Consider the following 21955-nt stretch of genomic DNA (forward strand, 5'->3'; position numbering starts at 1 on the left):
AACTTAATCGCAAAAACTAAAAAGAAAGGCCAATCGTTCTATAAAAGCTAACCTTTCTTTTTTGCTGTATTTTTTTCTAATTTGCATTCCCCTAACCAAAAAACAATGACACAAGTAGCTTTATTATTAACCAATAAATACCGACTGCTTAGTGTAGCAGCGATATTAGATGTGTTTGATACCGTAAATAGCTATTATACCGCTAACGGTGAAGAAACACTGTTTAAAGTGAATGTCCTTTATGCTGAAAACAGCACCAATGAAATTCCAGCTTTTAACAGCCATAAGCCGCAACCCCTAAAAACAGCAGCATCACATGACCTCATTCTTATTCCTGCTTTTAACACGACTGACTTAAAACATGCTATACAGGAAAATCTTGAATTCATCCCCTGGCTGTGTAAGCAACATGAGAACGGGGTAGAAATTGCTTCTTTTTGTACCGGAGCTTTTCTATTAGGTGCAAGTGGTTTGTTAGATGGAAAAAGCGCAACAACCCATATCCATGCGAGTACATCATTTGCCGCTAATTACCCTGATGTGTTCTTACGTGCAAATGAAGTAGTCACCTACGATCATGGCATATATACCAGCGGAGGGGCAACCAGTACTTTTCACCTTCTTTTGAGACTGATTCATAACTATGGAAACCGGGAAATTGCAGTGAGAATGGCCAAAGTGTTCGCAATAGATATGAACAGAGGACAGCAAAGTTATTTTGGCACCTTCATTCCTTTGAGAGACCATGGTGATGACCTGGTCACTAAAACTCAGCTGTGTATTGAAAATCTATACAACAAGGCTGCTACCGTTGATGATATATTGCAACAGATCCCGGCAAGCCGACGCAACATTGAACGCAGGTTTAAAATGGCGACTGGTAACACGATGATAGAATATTTACAGAAAACAAGGATAGAGGTTGCCAAGAAGCTATTGGAACAAACGAATCAAAGTATCCTTGAGATCATGTTGAATTCAGGTTACAATGATCTCAAGGCATTTAGACAACTTTTTAAGAAAAGTTCAGGGATGACTCCAAAAGACTATCGCGATAAGTTTAAAGCACGGGTTGCTTAATTTTCTTATGCTTTACCTTATTTTTCTTCTTAAGCTTATTTAGCCATATGATCGTACCCGTAATAGGTAAACTTGTAGCGATTAAACATGCAAAGAAGTATATAATCTTAGTAAACATTCCATAAACATCACCAAGATGTAAAGCTTTTATAGAACCCGAAACACGTTCATTAAATGGTTTATCTCTATAAACTTCAATCTTCAATACCGAAGCCGTATACTGGTCAAGTAAAACTTTGTCACCTGCCGATGGGGCAAAGAAACCTGTCTTATTTTTTGTAATTGCAATTGCAGAAGTTGAGTCTTTCGGCAAACTAATACTGTAATCACCTTTATATGGTAATACCCGATCAGCAGCCATTAAATAGTCAGTAATATTTAATGGTTTAATTGTATTCAAAGTCAATTTTGACACCGGATCTTTCGGCGGTTCAAAGCCTTCAGGCTGATAGGTACCTAATGTTTTTCTTAGAGCCTCACGGTACCATGGGAAAGACCACTGCGGACCAGTTATCCCCATCAGAAAAAGAAATATACAAGCATAAAATCCTAAACTATTGTGCAGATCATGATTTTTCCTTTTCCAGCTTCCATCCCATTTGATCTTTAAGCCTTGTTTCCAGGCCCTGATCTTTTGAGGGAACCATATGACCATTCCTGTAATTACACCTAGTGTAAATAATATTGTTGCAGTACCTGATATATAACTTCCCAGTTTTCTATTTTCCAATTCACCAAACAATGGTTTCTCAATTTTATCTAAAAGCAACCAACGGTGTAAGCTAAACATCGTTTGCATAAAAGATGCTGTAGCAGTTTTAGATTCTGATATATTACCAAGAATTTCTCCTGTATATTGGTTTACGGCAAATGCCGAAGGACGTTTTCCACCACCAGGGCCTTCTTTTCCTTTTTCAGACCTTTTATCACCTTTGCCATTTTTCTCCTCTTTAGCACCTTTATGATCATTGTCCTTTTTGGCTACGTGGCCATCAGATTTATGCTCAGGTCCACGAGCTCGCTCTCCCCCTTCTTTACCTCTTTCCTTATCTTTTCCTTCTTCTTTATCCTTTAAACGCACCATAAACTGATAAGCCCGATTCGGGTCGGCAGGAATCTTTACAGAAGCAACCTTTCCGCCAGTACCGGCATTCACTTTAGCAACAAGCTCCTCAACAGCAATCGGTTTAGCGCTTTTATCATGTTTAACCTTATACAATTCCGGTGAAGCCATTTCCCGAAGCTCTGTATTAAATACGTATAAGGTACCGCTTAAGCAAACGAGTATGACAATGATTCCACTGGCCAAACCAATCCATAAATGGATATCATTAAAGAGTTTTCGGACTTTCTGCCAGGTGGATTTTGTTTTTTGTGTTGTCATTATTGATGAGTGTTTTTTATACATAATGCCAACAGATTGCTTTCCATTGGCATTATTGTTATTTAAGGATGCTAAAATACAATTAATTAGACTATGTCTAAATAATTAAAATTACTTTTTATAATTATTTCATCCACCAGATTTTACCAGTAATCATATCATCGTTGCCTTGTTTGGAGGCCTCATCATTATTTGTCATTCTTTCCGTCTCAGGGTACATTAAACGAAGCGGACGAGCTGTTGATGATGGAGCATCCAATGAATTAGGAATATTCGGCAAGTTGAGTCTGCGATAATCATTCCATGCTTCTATGCTGCTGATACTGTTTAAAGCAAGCCATTTTTGTTCAATGATCCTTTCTATCTTCCCCACTGTTGTAGTCGGGATGTTATAATTAACTGTAGGCTGCAGGTTATAAGCTATAAAATCTGTCGCTCCAACTTCCATATACTTGAACGATTCTTTAATTGCATTTTCATATAGAGTTTGTGCACTTCCACTTATCCAGCCTCTTTCTGCTGCTTCGGCTTGTAAAAACAAACTTTCAAATGAGCCCATCAATACAGATGGCTGTGAAAAACTCTTAAACAATGCTGCTGCCTTATTATCATTTTCAGCAGGTCCTTTGAACGCTGAAGTAACAGCCTGTCCGTATATTGGATCATTTGAATTGGGATTACCAAATAACACACCTTTATACTCCCCCGCAACAGTTACATACAAATTGCTTAAACGGGGATCATTTAAACCTTTATACTTATTAATTGCATAAATGGTCGGTCTGATCGCTGTATAATTAGTTGTAGCCTTGGCTTGAACTGTTTTATAATAATTTTCCCAAAAAGGATTTAGTTTACCTGAAGAATTCAAATAACCTGGCTGAATATATGCGTTTTCCGAAACACTTAAAAATCCACTTCCTTCGGAAACAATCTTATTGATCTCAGCATCAATATAAGCTTGGTTTCCAGCCTCACTCTGACGGATCAATGCTCTCAACTTAATGGTATTCCCAAATTTATACCACATATTAGCAACTCCTTTAAACAGAATATCATCGTTGCCCATTTTAGATATACCAGGCCCATCCTTATGGTTTTTGATATCAGCTATACCCGATGTGATTAAGTTAATGGATTTTTCATACACAGTTTTTCCTGGTTCATATTTTGGAGTGGCAATTTCGAAACCTCTCAAAGCCTCATCAAACGGGATATTGTTGTACATATCCACTAGTCGTAAAAACAACCAGCCCTGCATAATTTTAGCCGCGCCGGCATAGGACAAAGCATTTTCGGCTAAGGCTTCTCGTTTTATCAACTCTAAATAAAAAAGATTATTATAAGCCGTTTCCCAAACAGGGATACCATCCCTTTGGTGCATTATAGCTAATCCGTTGTAAGATTTTAAATCTATAAAGGAGTTAACGGCTTCATTAGTCGTTCCCCAATAACCACCCCAAAAGGCACCAATCTGATTAATCTGTCCCTGTTCCTGGTTTACAGTAGCTACCAATGCAGCTGGGAATTTAGCACTAAGTGATATGGTTTCCTGACTAGGAGCATTTGGGTTGGTATTCACATCTAAAAACTTCTCACATGAGCTAAGCCCTGTTACAGTAATCAATCCAAGTGTAAATATTTTAGCAATTCTATTCATCTTATTATAAATAACGTATATGTAATAAACTTAGAAAGTAAGGTTTACATTGAACCCAAACGTTCTCATTGGCGGTACCTGACGGAAGCTGATGTATCCATCGGTATTGTTGTATAAATATTCCGGATCCCCCATATCATTGTCTTTATGTCTAATGATAAACAGGTTATTGGCAACCAATCCAAGACTAGCTTGTCTGATAACCTTTTGAGCAGCTAGAAACTTTGCTGGAACAGCATAACTTAGGCTTAGTTCTCTCAGTTTAAGGAAATCAGATTTTGCAGCAGTATTAATTTGAATTTCTCCCTGTTTTGTCCAGAATGCCCGATCTCCTTTTGATAAGCGATTGGTATTCGGCTCATAAACTCCCGGAGCTGTTTCAATCACCGAATTCGGCCACACAAATGGTTGTCTGTCATATTCAACTGTTGCCGGGTGTGTTCCTGCCGCATACATACGTGGCACAATTTCAGAATACAACCATCCTCCCATTCTCCAGTCCAGCTGGGCATTTAAACTAAATCCTTTATAACTCACACCAGTATTCAATCCCATCAAATATGGAGGAATAAGAGTTCCAAGATTCGTATTTGCCTGAGCCTTCAGGGGCTCTCCATTTTTATCAATAATCACACGTCCCTGAGGATCTTTAGCATAATCACTTACCAATAGACTTGGATATTGCTCTCCTTTTACAGCATAAGACTGGCGGAAATTATTGATATTGCTTAAGCCTTCAGACAGGTCCTTCACCGTATTTTTGATATAGGTAAAGTTGATCCCCATATTCCATTTCAACTCATTACTTCTGATAATGTCACCATTAAGGCTCAGTTCAAAAATATTGTTCACCAGACGACCTGCATTAATGATTTTCACATTATAACCGGTAGTTCTAGAGGCAGTTGAATTAAAGATCTGTCCATCTGAATCCGAGTATACGTAAGCTCCGTCAAAGTTTAAACGGTTATTGAATAAACCAAACTGTATCCCTGCTTCATATGAAGATACAAACTCGGGTTTAATACCCGGAGCGGTTGCAGTAAGATTCGGCAAATATCCAACTGTATTACCAAAAGGGAAACCGTTTGATTGTGTATAAGCATTTTGCAAAGCGTATGGCCCCAGGGTCACGTTCCCTGTTCTATTCCAGGAAGCGTAAACTTTTGCAAATGAAATTGTTGCACTATTTTTAATGCTTTCTATAGCATCACTTGCAATGAAAGAAGTACTTACACCTGGATAGAAAAATGATCTGTTCTCTTTACTCAATGTAGAAACCCAGTCATTTCTTCCCGTAAATGTTAGGAAAAGATAGTCCTTATATCCTGCAACAAACTCACCATAAACAGCCATTGAACGCTGCTCAGTAATTGTCACCGCACCACCAAGTTCTCCCTGGCGACTTCCAGGATTTAGTAAATCTGTATATAAAAGATTGTTCGCACTAACATTATTTTCTTTTCTATAATCCGTACGAAGGTTTTGTCCTAGCAAAAGTTTGGTTGTAAAATCACCAAATTTCTTATCAAAGTTAAGGATGAGGTCACTATTCAATCTGCGATAATTATTATTTCCGTCATTCACCGTTCCCTGTACATTTCTGGTTCCTGCAGCCTCGAATTTATTAGTCGACGTGCGCATCTCTTCTGAAATGCTATATACACCTACCCGATAAAGTGCGCTAAACCACGGTGTGAATTTGTAGTCGAGATCAATCTTACCATTTAAAATTTGCTGAGTACTGTTGTCCCTGATGTTATCAATCTGGAAAAACGGATTGCGTAAATTACTTGCTTCAGGAGTGAAATAGTTATGAGGACTAGCCATTGAATTGACATCTTTCCAGTCTTTCAACTTGCTAAAGTCAAGATTTGCAGGCATGGAATAAGCACCTATCCATGGACCATCTGGCGTGATAGACTTCTTATTATGAATATAATTGATGTTATAAGACGTCTTAAGCTTATTAAAATTACGGCTGCCATTGAACCTCAGTCCCAACCTGTCATTCTTATCTTTAGGTATAATACCTGTCTGAGTCACATATTGTGCAGACAGGAAATAAGTACTGTTCTGATCTCCACCAGAAAAAGAAACGTCGTTCTGTACGTTTACCCCAGTTTGAAATAATCCTAGTCTATTGTCTTCGCCCGGCGCAGCATACAATTGCTGAGGTTGCGTTCCGTCTGGCAAAGGCAGACCAATATTTTTCATTGTACCATCAAACTTAGGACCCCAGGAGGCATACTGAACTGGATCATATACTCCATTCACCCCTTGTCCGAACTGCGTTTGTGCCGGCGGCAATAAAAACGCATTTGAAAAAGTAGTGGTATTGCTTACATTAACACTATTACTACCACGTGCGCCACTTTTTGTGGTAATCATTAATGCGCCATTCACACCCTCCGAACCATAAAGCGCAGCAGCATTTGCACCTTTTAACACGGTAATACTTTCTATATCATTTGGATTAAGCCGGTTGATATTCGGAACAGGCATTCCATCTATTACATAAATCGGCGCATTTGTATTCCTGCCATCAATACCTGTAGAACGACTAAGAGAACGTGTTCCACGAAGTGTAATCTGTGCAACAGGGTCTACCTTACTGTCATACATATTAATGCGGAGGCCCGCAACTTTACTGCTCAGACCGAAAAGTGGATTTACCGTTTTACCTTGATTTAAACTTTCGTTACTAACCAATTGAGCACTTGTACCCAATTCGCGAGCAGATCTTTTGAGACCTAACGCTCCAGTTACCACAACTTCGGCAAGGTTTTTAGGGTCTTCGCTCAGTCCAATTAACAAATTAGTCTGTTTTCCGACCAATACCTCTTTAGCTACAAATCCAGTATAGGAAATAATTAAGCGTTCGCCTGCATTCGCATTGATACTAAATGTACCATCTGCCGCAGTGGACACCACCTCTCTTGTTTTTTGATTTGAAACGGTAGTACCCGGTAATGGACTGCCCGACTCCTGATCAATCACTTTACCACCAATTACTTTTACCTGAGCAAAAGCAAGCACAGAAGTAAAAATCATTAGTATTAGAATTGTAACTTTTTTATTCATACCTATATTATTTTATCAATTCAATTTAGAAATAGTCTTAATAGTTATAACTTCGCCGCAAAGATATCATCAGCTAATGACGGAAAAGGGAGAACAATTAACGGTTAAGGGAGAGTTTGTATCACCAGGATTCCAACCTGAAATGCATGTGAATGCTACTTTCGTTAAAAATGCCGATGCAACAGCTGTTCTTTCCCAGGTAAGTGAGACTCAGAATTTACTGGATTATGTAATGGTTTTTGCAATAAAAGGGGATGTCCGTTGCATTTATAACAGGGATGAAACAACTTTTATTACCATCAACAATCAGGAACATAACCTGATTGCGGTTCCGAAAGGCACAAAGTTAGCGCCTTATGAAAATACTGAAGCTTATGAAATGGTTTCTATTAATTTAAGCGCTAGTTTTTTGTCAAGATACCTCCCCGAAGCTCATCCCGCATTTAACCGTATAAAAAATGCAAAGATTACCAAGCCGATTTTATTCACTGAACGTCAGCTTTATATCACGCCTGAAATTAGCGTAATCTTAAATAGCATTGAAAATTCCGGACATACTGGCTTTTGCAAAAGACTCTTCCTGGAATCAAAGGTAATTGAGTTACTGGTTCTCCAACTCAGCCAGTTTGAACTTAGCGAAAGTAGTGAACAGCAGAGCAAACTAAAAAAAGATGATCTCGATAAAATGCATGAGGTTAAAGAGATCCTGATTACTAACGTTAACAGTCAATTGTCGTTACGCACACTTGCGCATATGGTGGGGACTAATGAATTTAACCTGAAGAAAAATTTCAAATCTGCATTCGGAACAACTGTATATGGTTACCTCAATCAATACAAAATGGAAAAAGCAAAAGCGATGCTCGTGGAAGGTGATTCGAAAATATCAGAAGTGTCTGTCAAAATGGGCTATAAACATGCCACACATTTCACCAGCGCCTTTAAAAAGTACTTCGGTTATCTGCCTACAAAAATAAAAATGTCATTCTTATTGTTTGATCCGGAATTTTGTGTACTTTTCTTCACGGCTTAAGCCATAATGATTACTTTCCTTTACAATCTGTTCTAAATCAACAAGATTTATCAAAAAAATCTTTGTTGGAAAAATATTAATTTCTATCTTTGCCGTCCCTCACGGGAAAAGGAGATTTAATTTTAATGGCTAAAAAACAAGTAGCAGAAAAAGAACTAGAGGCTAAAACAGCCGAATTACAAGGCGCAGACGCTCGTCTGGCTGAGAAAGAAACCATTGAGTCAGAAGCTGATTCAGTGTCGATCGAACAGATCAAATCATCATTAGCAACTCCAGATCAAGATTTTGACTGGGATGCAGACGACAAAGCATTCGGAAATTACAGTGACGAAGACCGTAAGAAGTTTGAGGACATGTATACCGATACTTTCAATCAAATCAACCAAGGTGAAATCATCAGTGGTACTGTTGTTTCAATCAACAACAAAGACGTAGTATTAAACGTAGGATTTAAATCTGACGGTTTAGTATCTACTTCAGAGTTCCGTGATACACCTGATTTGAAAGTTGGCGACAAAGTTGACGTTTTCGTGGAAGCCCCTGAAGATGCTAACGGCCAGTTAATTTTATCTCGTAAAAGAGCTAAAACCCAAAGATCATGGGAGTCTATTAATGAGGCTCTTGACAATGACAGAATCATCAATGGATTTGTTAAAAGCCGTACTAAAGGTGGTCTTATCGTTGACATCATGGGTGTTGAAGCTTTCTTACCTGGTTCTCAAATTGACATCAAACCTATCCGCGATTACGATGTATACGTGGGCAAAACAATGGAATTCAAAGTTGTTAAGATTAACCACGAATTTAAAAACGTAGTTGTATCTCATAAAATCCTTATCGAGGATGACTTAGAAAGCCAAAAAGTTGAAATCGTATCTAAACTTGAAAAAGGTCAGGTATTGGAAGGTACTGTTAAAAACATCACAGACTTCGGTGTATTCATCGATTTAGGTGGCGTTGACGGATTACTTCACATTACTGATATTTCTTGGGGCCGCATAGAGCATCCAAAAGAAGTATTGAGCTTAGATGAGAAAATCAATGTTGTAGTTCTTGACTTTGATGACGAGAAAAAACGTATTGCATTAGGTTTAAAACAATTGACTCCACACCCTTGGGAATCTTTAGATGCTAATTTAGCTGTTGGTTCTAAAGTTAAAGGTAAAATTGTTACTGTTGCTGATTACGGTGCTTTCTTAGAAATCATTCCAGGTGTTGAAGGTTTAATCCACGTTTCAGAAATGTCGTGGTCACAAAACTTACGCAGCCCACAAGAATTCTTGAAAGTTGGTGATGAGATCGAAGCTGAAGTTTTAACTTTAGACAGAGACGATCGCAAAATGAGCTTAGGTATCAAACAATTAACTCAAGATCCTTGGCAAAATGTTGCTGAAAGATATCCTATCGGAAGCAAACATACTGCAGTAGTTAAAAACATGACTAACTTCGGTGTATTTGTTGAAATCGAAGAAGGTATCGACGGATTAATCCATATCTCTGATCTTTCTTGGTCTAAAAAAGTTAACCACCCTAACGAATTCACTAAAGTTGGTGATACATTAGACGTAGTTGTATTAGAATTAGACGTTGAAAGCCGCAAATTAAGCTTAGGTCACAAACAATTAGAAGAAAACCCTTGGGATACTTTTGAAACTATCTTCACGTTAGATTCAATCCACCAGGGAACTGTTGTTAAAGTAACTGATAAAGGTGCTGTTATTGCTTTACCATATGGTGTAGAAGGTTTCGTACCAACTAAACACATGGCTAAAGAAGATGGTGGTACTATCAAAGCTGAAGAAACTAATGACTTCAAAATCATTGAGTTTAACAAAGATGCTAAACGTATCGTTGTTTCTCACGCCCGTATCTGGGAAGAGGCTAAAGCTGAAGCTGTTGCAGAAGAGCGTAACGCTAAGAAAAAAGAAGCTAAAGCTTCTAGCAGTGCAGTGAAAAAAGTTAAAGATTCAGTTGAAAAATCTACATTAGGTGATTTAGGCGTGCTTGCACAATTAAAACAACAAATGGAAGGTGAAGAAAACAAAGCCAAAAAAGGCGAGTAATCTTTAAAGCTTACATATTAAAAAGCATCCCCTAACCGGGATGCTTTTTTTTTGCTATTTTGCAGCCTTACCGATATTTGTTCAAGACAAGACCTCATTAGTTTATGAAGAAGATAATCTCAGCGCTCGCATTAAGTTGTATCCTTTTTACCGAAACAACAACAGCACAGTTAAACGGCATTATCCCTCAGCCTGTTCAAATTAAATTCGCTACAACTGAAGGCCATTTTATCTTAGACCCACAAACCCTTTTGCTGGCTGACTCCCTAATTAACCCTGCAAATTTCTTAAATGAGTATTTGCTAAACTACTATGGTTTTAACCTAAAAAAAAACAGTAAAGGGACCAAACATGGAATCAGCCTATCTATTGATAAACATATTAACACGAAAGAAGGTCAATACACCCTATCCGTTAACAAGCAAGACGTTAAAATAACAGGAAACTCAGCACAAGCAGTTTTCTATGGTGTACAATCCCTAATACAACTTCTTCCTGCTGAAAAAACCAGCGCAAAATCTTTAAAACTGCCAGCGGTCAATATTGTCGACTATCCCCGTTTTGCATATAGAGGAATGCATTTGGATGTAAGCAGACACTTTTTCGATGTCGCCTTTATCAAAAAATATATTGATTACCTGGCCCTCCATAAATTGAACAATTTTCACTGGCACCTTACTGATGACCAGGGGTGGAGGATTGAAATAAAAAAGCACCCTAAACTTACTGCCATTAGCGCTTGGCGCAATGGTACAATTATAGGTTTATATCCGGGAACCGGCAATGATGGACAAAGATATGGTGGCTATTATACCCAGGAAGATGTAAAAGAAGTGATCAGGTACGCGGCCGACCGTTATATCAATGTTATTCCGGAAATTGATGTACCTGCACACAGCATGGCTGTACTTGCAGCTTACCCTGAATTCGGAACTGAACCTACCAAAAAATACGAAGTAGCACAAACCTGGGGAATTTTCAACAGGCTAAATAATGTATTACAACCAACGGAACAAACCTTTAAATTTCTTGAAGAAGTGTTAACAGAAGTTATTACACTATTCCCCTCCCCCTACATTCACATAGGTGGAGATGAAGCTTCAAAAATCTGGTGGAAAAAATCATCAGTTTCACAAAAAATAATGAAGGACAACAATCTCAAAGATGAGAGTGCCCTGCAAAGCTATTTTATACACCGGATAGAAAAAATTGTGAACAGCAAAGGGAAAACCATCATAGGCTGGGACGAGATTCTGGATGGAGGGCTAGCACCGAATGCAATTGTAATGAGCTGGCGTGGAGAAAAAGGAGGCATCTCTGCTGCAAAACAAAAACACAAAGTAATCATGACACCAGAAAACATGATGTACTTCAATCACAGTCAGTTTTTAAAAGACGACTCACTTACTGCCGCCAGATACGTCCCTTTAAAAACCGTATATGATTATGATCCCGTGCCAACAGCCTTAACTGTAAGTGAAGCTAAATACATATGGGGTGCACAAGGAAATTTATGGTCCGAATACATCAGCAATCCAGCTAAATTAAACTATATGCTGTTCCCCAGATTAGATGCCTTGAGTGAAGTACTGTGGAGTCCTAAAGAGAAAAGAAACTATAAAGACTTCCAAAACAGATTAAAAACCCAATTTAAACGTTACGATTTGATGAAGATCAATTACAGCAAACGCTACCTAACCAATTTGTATCCTTAATAAAATATTATTTATCCATTTAAACACATAAAGCATTTAAGCACAAGGCTGTACCCATACATTTTACATTTTTAAAATTTAAAAGCGCATTTATGTATTTGAGGTTACAAAATTTGGCTATATTTGCATAATCTTTAAGTCAATGCAAAAACGAACCCTGCTAGACGGTCAAAAATTCCAGATCACAATTAAGCGACTTTGTCACCAATTAATTGAGAATCACAACGATTTTTCTAATACTGTTTTAATTGGCATACAGCCACGTGGCAGCTACTTTGCCGACAGAGTAAAACACGAATTATCTGAAGTCCTGAAAAAAAGCGTTATCCAAAAAGGTAATCTGGATATTACATTTTTCAGAGATGATTTCAGACGAAAAGACGGTTTGGTCTCAGCAAGTAGCAATACAATAGATTTTATCATTGAAGGAAAAAACGTAATCTTAATTGACGATGTATTGTGGACTGGACGGACTATCCGCGCAGCACTAGACGCATTACTAGCTTACGGTCGGCCTGCAAAAGTAGAGTTGATGGTCCTTATTGACAGACGCTTTTCAAGACATGTACCTATTGAACCAGACTACATCGGGCAACAGGTAGATACACTTGATTCGCAACAAGTAAGGGTGAGTTGGAAAGAAACAGAAGGAGAAGACAAAGTTATCTTAATATCAGAAAGCAATAAATAATATGGCAGTAGAAAAATTATCAACCCGACATCTTTTAGGTATCAAAGATATTAACCGGAATGATATCGAACTTATCTTCGAGACTGCCGATAATTTTAAAGATGTAATCAACAGACCTATAAAAAGGGTTCCTTCATTAAGGGATATTACCATCGCCAATATATTTTTCGAAAACTCAACTCGTACGAAACTCTCTTTTGAACTGGCCGAAAAAAGACTTTCTGCTGATGTAGTCAACTTTGCTGCCTCGTCTTCATCTGTTAGTAAAGGTGAAACACTAATTGATACCGTAAATAATATCCTGGCCATGAAAGTTGACATGGTCGTAATGCGCCATCCCTATGCTGGCGCAGGTCAATTCTTAAGCAAACACATCAAAGCGCAAATTGTCAATGCAGGAGATGGTGCACATGAACACCCTACCCAGGCACTGCTGGATGCTTTTTCTATACGCGAGAAACTGGGTGATGTAGCAGGCAAAAAAGTAGTGATTGTTGGTGACATTTTACACTCCAGAGTTGCCATTTCGAATATTCTTTGTCTACAAAAACTAGGAGCCGAAGTAATGGTATGTGGACCAACCACCCTAATCCCTAAACACATTGAAAGCTTAGGTGTAAAAGTAGAGCACAACCTGATCAAAGCATTAAATTGGTGTGACGTAGCGAACATGCTTCGTATACAACTGGAACGACAAGACATTAAATATTTTCCTTCTTTAAGGGAATATGCCATGATGTACGGATTGAATAAACAGATCCTTGACAATCTGGATAAAGAAATCATCGTAATGCATCCCGGCCCTATAAACCGTGGTGTAGAGATCACAAGTGATGTGGCTGACAGCAAACAATCGATCATTCTTGACCAGGTGGAGAATGGCGTAGCTGTTCGTATGGCAGTATTATATCTCCTTGCCGCTCAAAACGACTAAGCTCTGACCACGGTCCCATCCCTAAATAATATTAATCGAATATTTTTTAAGGATCAATACGAACTTTCTTTTATAATCGTTAAACCTGTGTTATCAACACATGTTAATTTCTTATGTTAATAAGACACAATACTATTTTTATATTAGTACCAACCATATTTGAAATCAGATGTCAAAAAAATACTTTTTTATTCCGCTACTGTTAGCAGGCGGCTTTACGGCCGGATATGCCCAAACAAGTGTACTAGTTAACCTGAACAAGAATTACCAAACGGGCCTTGAACTACTGGATAATGAGAAATATGTCGCAGCAGCACAACAGTTCAGACTGGTTGAGCAGCAGAGACAAAAACCAGGTACACAACCTGAGAGCAATGCAGAGCTATCCATGCTTAAGGAAAATGCTAAGTTCTATGCAGCTGTATGCGCTTTAGAACTTGGTAACAGAGATGCTGAAAGCTTATTTCAAAACTTCATTAAAGACTACCCGTTAAATCCCAATACAAAATTAGCTTACTTTCATGTAGGTAAATCTTATTTTGATCAAAAAAACTATCAGAAAGCACTTGAGTGGTTTGAAAAAACAGATCCTTCTACCCTTTCAGGAAAACAGCGTTTGGAATATCAATTTAAACAAGGTTATGCCTATTTTGAATTAAAAGATATTGAAAAAGCAGAGCCTTTGTTTGAAGCCGTTAAAAAGGAAAAATCACCTTTTCAGGAAAGTGCAACTTATTATTTTGCATATATAAACTATCTGAATAAAGAATACAAAACAGCATTAAGCAATTTCGAGAAATTAAAAGGGTCACCTACTTATGAAGCTAGCTATCCTTACTACATTACATCAATGTACTACCTCGATGAACGTTATGACGATGTGATTAATTATGCAATTCCGATTTTAAAAACGTCAAAACAGCAATATGAAGCCGAAATGCTTAGCCTTATTGCTGCGTCTTATTTTGCTAAATCAGATTATCCAAATGCAGAAAAATATTTCAGAGATTTTTATTCCAAGGATAAATCAAATAATAAAAACAACCTCTTCATTTATCAATATGGATATTCACTCTTTGAACTAAAAAAATATACCGAGTCTGTTAGTGTATTGGAAAAGCTTGATACAGATGATGTTTATTTACAAAGCGGAATGTACACGTTAGGCCGTTCCTTCCTGCAATTGAAAAATAAGGAGAAAGCCAGAAGTGCATTCTTCAGGGCATCAAGACTTGACTTCGATAAAATTATCCAGGAAGAAGCATGGATCAACTATGCACGATTAAGCTATGAACTTGAGTTCAATCAGCAGGCTCTTGAAGCCACACAAAACTTCTTAAAACAGTTTCCATCTTCACGCAAAATAAACGAAGCGAAAACCTTGCTTGGCGAGATATTACTGACCAGTAAAAACTACCAGGCAGCAATTGACATTTTAGAGCCTATACAAAATAAATCGGCTGAAGCTAAAGAAGCTTATCAGAAGGTAACTTATTTTAGAGGTCTGGAGTTTTACAATGAAAGAGCATTCCCTAATGCACTTTCTATGTTTCTGCGTTCCGAAAAATTCCCCCAGGATGAGGAGATTCTGGCCTTGAACACTTACTGGAAAGCAGAAGCGAGTTATGAACTTAGAAAATTTGGAGAAGCGGTTAAACATTTTGAAACTTTTCTGGATATGCCGGGAGCAAGTAAAACCGGTGTTTACAATTTCGCTAACTATGCCCTTGCTTATTCAGCTTTTGAAGATGAACGTTATGGAAAAGCTGCAACCTATTTCGAACGCTTCCTAAGGGGCAACGATAAAGATCAAAAAACAGTAAACGATGCTACGATCAGACTTGCCGACTCTTATTTTGTGAATAAAAGCTATGGCAATGCATTGGTTAACTATAACAGAATCATAGCAAATAGATCTACAGGAGAGGATTACGCTTTGTTTCAACGAGGTATGATACAAGGTCTGGAGAATCAAAATGACGCAAAAATTTCAACCATGGAAAACTTGCTGAAACAATTCCCGACTTCAAACTATGCAGATGATGCTGGTTTTGAAATGGCCTATACCTATTTCAACAAAGGCGACTTAGACAAATCTAAATCCGATCTGATCAGTTTGGTAAGTCAATATCCTAACAGTAGCTATGTCCCACGTGCTTTGGTAACTATTGGCCTGGTACAATACAACCAGGATCAGGATGATGCAGCACTGGAATCATTCAAAAAGGTCATCAGAGATTATGCAAGTACCGAAGAAGCTAAACAAGCATTAGAATCTATAAAAAATATTTATGTAGACAAAGGTGACTCACAAGGTTTCATCAGCTATGCAGGAACTACCCCACTAGGTAACTATTCGGCTGCAGAGCAGGATAACATTCTATTTCAGGGCGCAAATAACCTTTATCTAAAAGGAGACGCTAAAGGAGCATTTGAGGCCGTTAACGCATATTTTGATAAGTTCCCTAAAGCTATACATGATAAGGAAGCAAAATTCATCAGAGCAGAGTCGTTGGTAAAATTAGGTCGTCCCGATGATGCCATCCCTGATTATGAATATATTTTGAACGATTGGACAAGTGATTATACTGAGCGTTCATTGGTGAGCATTTCCAAATTATTCCTTGATCAGAAAAAATACAATGAAGCCATTGTTTATTTGAAACGTCTGGAAACAACTGCAGATTATAAAGTGCATTACACTTATGCCTTAAACAATTTGCTAAAAGCTTACAACGAATTGAACATGCCGGATGATGTACTAAAATATGTTCAGTTGGTTAAAGAATCTGATAAAGCTTCAGAAGAAGAGAAAAATAGCGTTGACCTTTACGCAGGAAAGGCTTATTTATTGAAAGCTGACACTACACTTGCTGTAAAATCGTTTAACAGTGTCGTGAGTAAAACGAAAACACTTGCAGCCGCTGAAGCCAAGTACAATCTGGCTGCAGTACAATACGCTAAACGTGAGTATAAAACATCAACAAAAACTTGTTTTGATCTGATCAATAACATGCCTTCTTACGACTATTGGGTAGCTAAGGCATTTATATTACTGGCCGACAATTATGTTGCCCTTAAAGACAATTTACAGGCAAAAAGCACGCTGCTGAGTATTATAGATAACTATGATGGTAAGGATGACATTGTACCTACTGCCAAAGCTAAATTAGAAAAAATTAAATAAGACCACGCGACATGAGATTGACCAGATTAATATATACAACCCTATTTTTTATTACAGCAGGAATTTTAAATACAAGGGCACAAGATCCGAAAACAACAGAAAAAAAACAGGAAGAAAAAGCCGTAACTGAAGAAATCGAGGTAGTACGTCCATACAAACCAGTGTTGGCCGAAGCGGTAAAATTAAGAAGAAGCCCTGATTTGAATGATGTTAAAACCTACAAAGCGAAGTTCAATTATAACCTGACAGACAGAAAGCTTGAACTGAACTCGGATATCAATAAACTACAGGCACAGCAGCTTGCTGCTCAAAAAGAAGCTGAGCTGATTAACAACTACGTGAAAGGTGCGTTGGGTTCTGCAGGAACTGTACTTGCTGAAGCCTACGTAAATATTGGAAGAGACGAAGCTTTACAAGCTGGTGCCTTTTTCAAACATTTTGGACAGTCGGGAAGCTTGAATAAACAAAACGCCAACCAGCAACAATTAAGCATTTTTGGCAGAAGTATTGGTGATCAGGTAACCATGACCGGAAAATTAAATTTCCAAAGACAGGGTCTATACTTTTATGGTGTAGACAATGCCCGCCCAACATTCAACACAGATCCTGCGAGACAAGCGCTAAGCTTTATCGAAGCTGAAGGTGAAATAGTAAATAAATTCACTGAAGATCCAGATGCATTAAGCTATGCTGCAAAATTAAACGGATATGTTTGGAGCGATCAGTATAAAGCTAAAGAAAGCTCAATTGTATTAAATGCATACCTTAACAAACGCATCAGCAGCTTAAATCTAGGACTTGCCGGTTCAGTGGAGTTCGGAAAAACAAAAGATGTACTGACAAGCTTCGGCAACAATTTACTAAAACTAAATCCTTACATCAGACTACAAACCAACGGCGTTAAAATTAATGCAGGTATAAACTTTGTACAGGAATTTGGCGCATTCTCTTCCAGCAGAATATTCCCTGCTGTAACTGCAGATTTTACTTTAATACCTGATTATCTACAGATTTTTGGAGAAGTTAAAGGTGACGTAAACCGTAATTCTTTAAAATTACTAACAGACGAAAATCCGTTCTTAAATAGCAACATTAATATCAAAAATTCGATTGAAAAGCTAAGTATCAGTGGAGGCATCAAAGGAACAGGTGGTCCTGGGTTTGGCTATAAAGCTAAGTTCTATCACAAACAAATTGAAGATATGCCCCTATTTGTAAATAACTTTACTGACTTTAATAAGTTTGATGTGATTTACGACTTCGGAACCATGAAATTGAGCGGACTTGAAGGTGAAATTTCAGTGCAGATCAGTGATGCCTTGAAATGGACAGGCAAACTGAACATTGAAGACTACAAACCTGCTGCTGAAACACAAAGCTGGTTCAAACCAACTATGCGCGTAAGCTCTGATTTTATGTATGCGGTGACCAAGCAAATTACCTTTAATGCTGCGGTGGCTATGCAAGGTGATAGTAAAGCAAAAATTTATACTGCTGCTCCTGCCAATCCTTACTTCACACCTGACTTAGCTAACGAAACTGTGATCACAGTGAAAGGCTTTATAGATCTTGGTATAGGTGCAAGTTATAAAATCAACAACAAGTTTTCGGCCTTCGCAAAAGCAAACAACTTATTTAATAAAAAATACAGCAAATATTTATACTACGAAGCAATTGGCATGAATATATTTGGTGGAATATCATACTCATTCTAATGCTTTTCAATTAATAATTGCTTGGTACGGAATTAAAATTTATTTTTACCAGAATGGATATATTATCATACCTGACAACACTTATAAAAACCCATAAAGAAGTGGGAATTCCCGGACTGGGTACTATTTATAAAAGGAAATCTCCAGGGAGGTATGATACCAATACGCATTCTTTTTTGCCGCCGAGCTATACGCTGGGCTTTACTTCTGATTTAAAGGAGCATACATTGCTAACCGAACTCATCAGTAAGAAAAAGAACATCACAGTTGATTCGGCAACTTACTTTGTCGAACAGTTCTCTCAAAATATTCTAGACGAACTTTCAGGTCACCAGGAATCAGACTTTGGTGACCTTGGAACTTTCTCAACTACCACAGGTAGTCTTACTTTTATTCCTAAGCAAGACAGCAATTTAGGTTTTGATTTTTATGGATTACCTACTTTAAAGACAGAACCGAACACTGACAAAATTGAAATCTTTGAGGACCAACCTTCAGTAGAAAATGGACAGAATGAAATCGAACAGGTTGAAGTAGCCCCTATTGAAATTGTCGGGCCTGACATAGTGCAGCCTCAGGTAACAGAGGAACAGCTCGAGCTGGAAAACAACAACGCTGACCTACGCGATGGTACCGAAAAAGAAATTGAAGAGGTTATAAATGTACCTGCTGAAAATGATGTCCTCATTTCACATCTGGATAGTACAGAGCTTCCTGTTGCAGAACAAGAAACCCAGAATGATGAGCAACCTGTATATGAAGAAATAGCAGAAGCAACCGCTCCGGTTGAAATACAACATAACCAACCGGTCCCTGTTATAGAAACTCCAGAAAATATAACCGAAGCCAGTGAACCTGTTGAAAATATAGAAAAAACCGCTGAGACAGTCCATTTTACACTGGATTATAGTGACCAGGAAAAAACGGGAATGCCAGCTTATCTAAAAGTAATTATTGCCCTGGCAGCTATTATACTACTTGCGGGAATTGCTTACCTGGCAAAACCAGAGCTTTTTGATAGTTTTATTAAGAAATCGGCTGATCAACCTCTAACAGTACCTGATACTACAACAATCGTTAAGGATATTGAACAAATTAAAATAGATTCCATAGCACTTGCGGATAGCATTAGAAAAAGCAATGAAAGAGCAATCCTTGCAGCGGATTCGGCTAAAGATTCAATTGCTGTTAAAAAAGCTATTCCTGTTGCAAGTACATCTGATGTGACTTATGAAATTATTGCCGCATCCCTACTTAATCAAACAGAAGCTGATAATTTTCTTGCTGATATGAAAAAGAAAGGCATTCCTGCAAAGGTAGCAGATATGCCAGGCAGAAGAGTTAAAATTAGCATTGGCTCTTTCACTGATGAAGAAACTGCTAAAAAAGAACTGGAAGTCCTGAAAAAAACAACGAAAATTCCAGGCATTTACATTTACAAGGTTAGACACACAAACAATCCTAAATAATTATGATCGCATTAATTCAAAGTGCCACTGATACCATTACACAAATTACTGATACCGCAAATGCCCTAAATCCAGGTGTTACTCCGGCGACCCCGGAATTACACTTTATAGATCTTTTATTAAAAGGAGGCTGGGTTATGCTTCCTCTTGCTTTTTTAGCATTTATGGGTCTTGTTATCTTTGTTGAAAGATACCTGACAATTAGAAAAGCATCAAAAACAGAATCTAATTTAATGCTTCAGATTAAACAATATATTCACGATGGCAGATTAGACAATGCAATTGCCTTGTGCAAGAACAACAATTCACCTTTAGGCAGGATGTTGGAAAAAGGACTAAAACGTATTGGAAGGCCAATTAAGGATATTGAAGCTGCCATTGAAAACAATGGTAAGCTGGAAGTATCTAAATTGGAAAAAAACATAGGTGTTCTTGGTATTATTGCTGGTATTGCACCCATGCTTGGTTTCGTAGGAACAATTATTGGAGTAATTACTATTTTCCATGATGTTTCCATTAAAGGAGCCATCGAAATCGGAACGATATCGGGTGGTCTTTACACCAAAATGATTACTTCAGCTACCGGATTGATTATCGGTATCATTGCATACGTGTTGTACCATATCTTAAACATGATGGTTGAACGTATCATCTTAAGAATGGAAACAGATGCAATTGAGTTTATTGATTTATTAGAGGAGCCAGGTAAATAATGAATCTACGCAAAAGAAATAAAGGGACAGTCGAGGTACATACCTCTGCCCTGAACGACATCATGTTTTTTCTGTTGCTGTTTTTTCTATTGGCATCTGCAGTAGTTAATCCACAGGTAGTAAAATTGTTACTACCGAGATCTGAGTCAGGACAGCAATCTTCAGCACAAAAAACCGTTACTGTATCTATAGATGAGAAACTAAATTATTTTGTAGATAAACAAAAAGTTTCACTGGATCAGATGCAAGCCACTGTTGAAACTTATCAGAAAGCTTCGCCTGATCTGACCATCGTACTATATGTGGCCCGGGGTGTTTCTATTGAAAATACCATGCAAGTATTTGATGTAGCAAACAAATTGAAACTTAAAGTTGTACTAGCTGTAGAACCTAAGAAATAATGACCTATCCTAAAGAAGAAAATAACTATCCTAAAGCATTTGCAATATCAACCGGTATTATGGCGGTATTGCTTGCTTTAAGCTTTTTTATTGCCATTGGTACGTTTCAACCAGAAGTTGAAGCTGGTATGGGTGGTATGGTGGTTAACTATGGGACTTCTGTTGAAGGTATGGGAACGGATTATACGAGCATCGAAGAACCTTCGGCAGATCCAAATGCCAACAACCAACCTCCTGATAAAGTCGTGATTGAGGAACCGACTCCGCAAACATCAACTGCACAAACAAGTGATAAGGAAATTGTAACGCAAAGTACAGAGGAAGCGGTAAGTGTTAAAACGAAAACAACCAAGAGTACCTCTACTCCTGTTGCGACACCAAACCCCGATACAAAACCCGCTAAGCCGGCTATCAACCAAAATGCACTTTATAAAGGTAAAACCAATAAAGGAACCGGAGCTGGTGATGGTACAGGTACTACACCAGGTAATCAGGGTAGTGTAAATGGCGATCCTTTAGCCAACAATTATGGCGAAGGAGGTTCTGGTTTTGGAGAAACGCCAATTGCATTAAGGAAATTCACCAACCTGGTATTACCTCAGGATGATGGCCAGAAAACCGGAAAAATTGCCGTAAGGATAAGTATCAATAAAAGCGGAATTGTAATTGCTGCTCAACCTGGAGTCAAAGGAACGACATTAAACGACAGAGAATTATGGCAAAAATGTAAAGATGCAGTAATGGGTGCTAGGTTATCGCAGTCGGAATCTGCACCAGATGTTCAAATCGGTGTAGTTGTTTTCAACTTTAAAGTGAAATAGTCCTA

General features: G+C 38.0%; 15 protein-coding genes. 12 read left to right on the forward strand and 3 right to left on the reverse strand.

Annotated features, from left to right (window positions below):
• Window positions 1-105 precede the first annotated feature (105 nt).
• Window positions 106-1080 (forward strand): GlxA family transcriptional regulator, encoded by a 975-nt coding sequence (locus R2Q84_RS07515; protein WP_316815919.1) that lies wholly within the window; start codon window positions 106-108, stop codon window positions 1078-1080.
• Here R2Q84_RS07515 and R2Q84_RS07520 read toward each other — a convergent pair.
• The 3 genes from R2Q84_RS07520 to R2Q84_RS07530 form a co-directional block, all read right to left on the reverse strand.
• A complete protein-coding gene (locus R2Q84_RS07520; RefSeq protein ID WP_316815920.1) occupies window positions 1061-2464 on the reverse strand; it encodes a PepSY-associated TM helix domain-containing protein in 1404 nt (467 codons plus the stop codon). The genes R2Q84_RS07515 and R2Q84_RS07520 overlap by 20 nt on opposite strands.
• A 124-nt stretch (window positions 2465-2588) precedes the next feature.
• Entirely contained in the window at window positions 2589-4124 is a 1536-nt protein-coding gene (locus R2Q84_RS07525; protein ID WP_316815921.1) for a SusD/RagB family nutrient-binding outer membrane lipoprotein, read from the reverse strand.
• A 30-nt stretch (window positions 4125-4154) separates the two neighbouring features.
• Window positions 4155-7208, reverse strand: a complete 3054-nt coding sequence (locus R2Q84_RS07530) for a SusC/RagA family TonB-linked outer membrane protein (protein ID WP_316815922.1) — start codon at window positions 7206-7208, stop codon at window positions 4155-4157.
• A 76-nt stretch (window positions 7209-7284) separates the two neighbouring features.
• On the opposite strand from R2Q84_RS07530, the gene R2Q84_RS07535 reads away from it, so the two are divergent.
• From R2Q84_RS07535 to R2Q84_RS07585, 11 genes are all read left to right on the forward strand, one after another.
• On the forward strand, window positions 7285-8241 hold the full coding sequence (locus R2Q84_RS07535; RefSeq protein ID WP_316815923.1) for an AraC family transcriptional regulator: 957 nt from the start codon (window positions 7285-7287) through the stop codon (window positions 8239-8241).
• Between the two features lie 125 nt (window positions 8242-8366).
• The gene (gene rpsA / locus R2Q84_RS07540; protein ID WP_316815924.1) at window positions 8367-10304 is read left to right on the forward strand and encodes a 30S ribosomal protein S1; all 1938 of its coding nucleotides are present in this window, start codon (window positions 8367-8369) and stop codon (window positions 10302-10304) included.
• Between the two features lie 104 nt (window positions 10305-10408).
• A complete protein-coding gene (locus R2Q84_RS07545) occupies window positions 10409-12019 on the forward strand; it encodes a beta-N-acetylhexosaminidase (protein WP_316815925.1) in 1611 nt (536 codons plus the stop codon).
• Between the two features lie 142 nt (window positions 12020-12161).
• The gene (gene pyrR / locus R2Q84_RS07550) at window positions 12162-12710 is read left to right on the forward strand and encodes a bifunctional pyr operon transcriptional regulator/uracil phosphoribosyltransferase PyrR (RefSeq protein ID WP_316815926.1); all 549 of its coding nucleotides are present in this window, start codon (window positions 12162-12164) and stop codon (window positions 12708-12710) included.
• Window position 12711: 1 nt separating this feature from the next.
• A complete protein-coding gene (locus R2Q84_RS07555) occupies window positions 12712-13644 on the forward strand; it encodes an aspartate carbamoyltransferase catalytic subunit (RefSeq protein WP_316815927.1) in 933 nt (310 codons plus the stop codon).
• A gap of 169 nt (window positions 13645-13813) precedes the next feature.
• Entirely contained in the window at window positions 13814-16831 is a 3018-nt protein-coding gene (locus tag R2Q84_RS07560; protein ID WP_316815928.1) for a tetratricopeptide repeat protein, read from the forward strand.
• Window positions 16832-16842: 11 nt separating this feature from the next.
• The gene (locus R2Q84_RS07565; RefSeq protein WP_316815929.1) at window positions 16843-18546 is read left to right on the forward strand and encodes a TonB-dependent receptor; all 1704 of its coding nucleotides are present in this window, start codon (window positions 16843-16845) and stop codon (window positions 18544-18546) included.
• 53 nt (window positions 18547-18599) lie between these two features.
• A complete protein-coding gene (locus tag R2Q84_RS07570; protein WP_316815930.1) occupies window positions 18600-20015 on the forward strand; it encodes an SPOR domain-containing protein in 1416 nt (471 codons plus the stop codon).
• 2 nt (window positions 20016-20017) lie between these two features.
• The gene (locus R2Q84_RS07575) at window positions 20018-20728 is read left to right on the forward strand and encodes a MotA/TolQ/ExbB proton channel family protein (RefSeq protein WP_316815931.1); all 711 of its coding nucleotides are present in this window, start codon (window positions 20018-20020) and stop codon (window positions 20726-20728) included.
• Window positions 20728-21129: a biopolymer transporter ExbD gene (locus R2Q84_RS07580; RefSeq protein WP_316815932.1), complete on the forward strand. Its 402-nt coding sequence runs from the start codon at window positions 20728-20730 to the stop codon at window positions 21127-21129. The genes R2Q84_RS07575 and R2Q84_RS07580 overlap by 1 nt, the downstream gene beginning before the upstream one ends.
• Window positions 21129-21950, forward strand: a complete 822-nt coding sequence (locus tag R2Q84_RS07585; RefSeq protein WP_316815933.1) for an energy transducer TonB — start codon at window positions 21129-21131, stop codon at window positions 21948-21950. The genes R2Q84_RS07580 and R2Q84_RS07585 overlap by 1 nt, the downstream gene beginning before the upstream one ends.
• Window positions 21951-21955 lie beyond the last annotated feature (5 nt).

Origin of the sequence: Pedobacter nyackensis (assembly GCF_032678475.1) — a bacterium.
In the GTDB taxonomy this organism is placed as follows: Bacteria; Bacteroidota; Bacteroidia; order Sphingobacteriales; family Sphingobacteriaceae; genus Pedobacter; species Pedobacter nyackensis_A.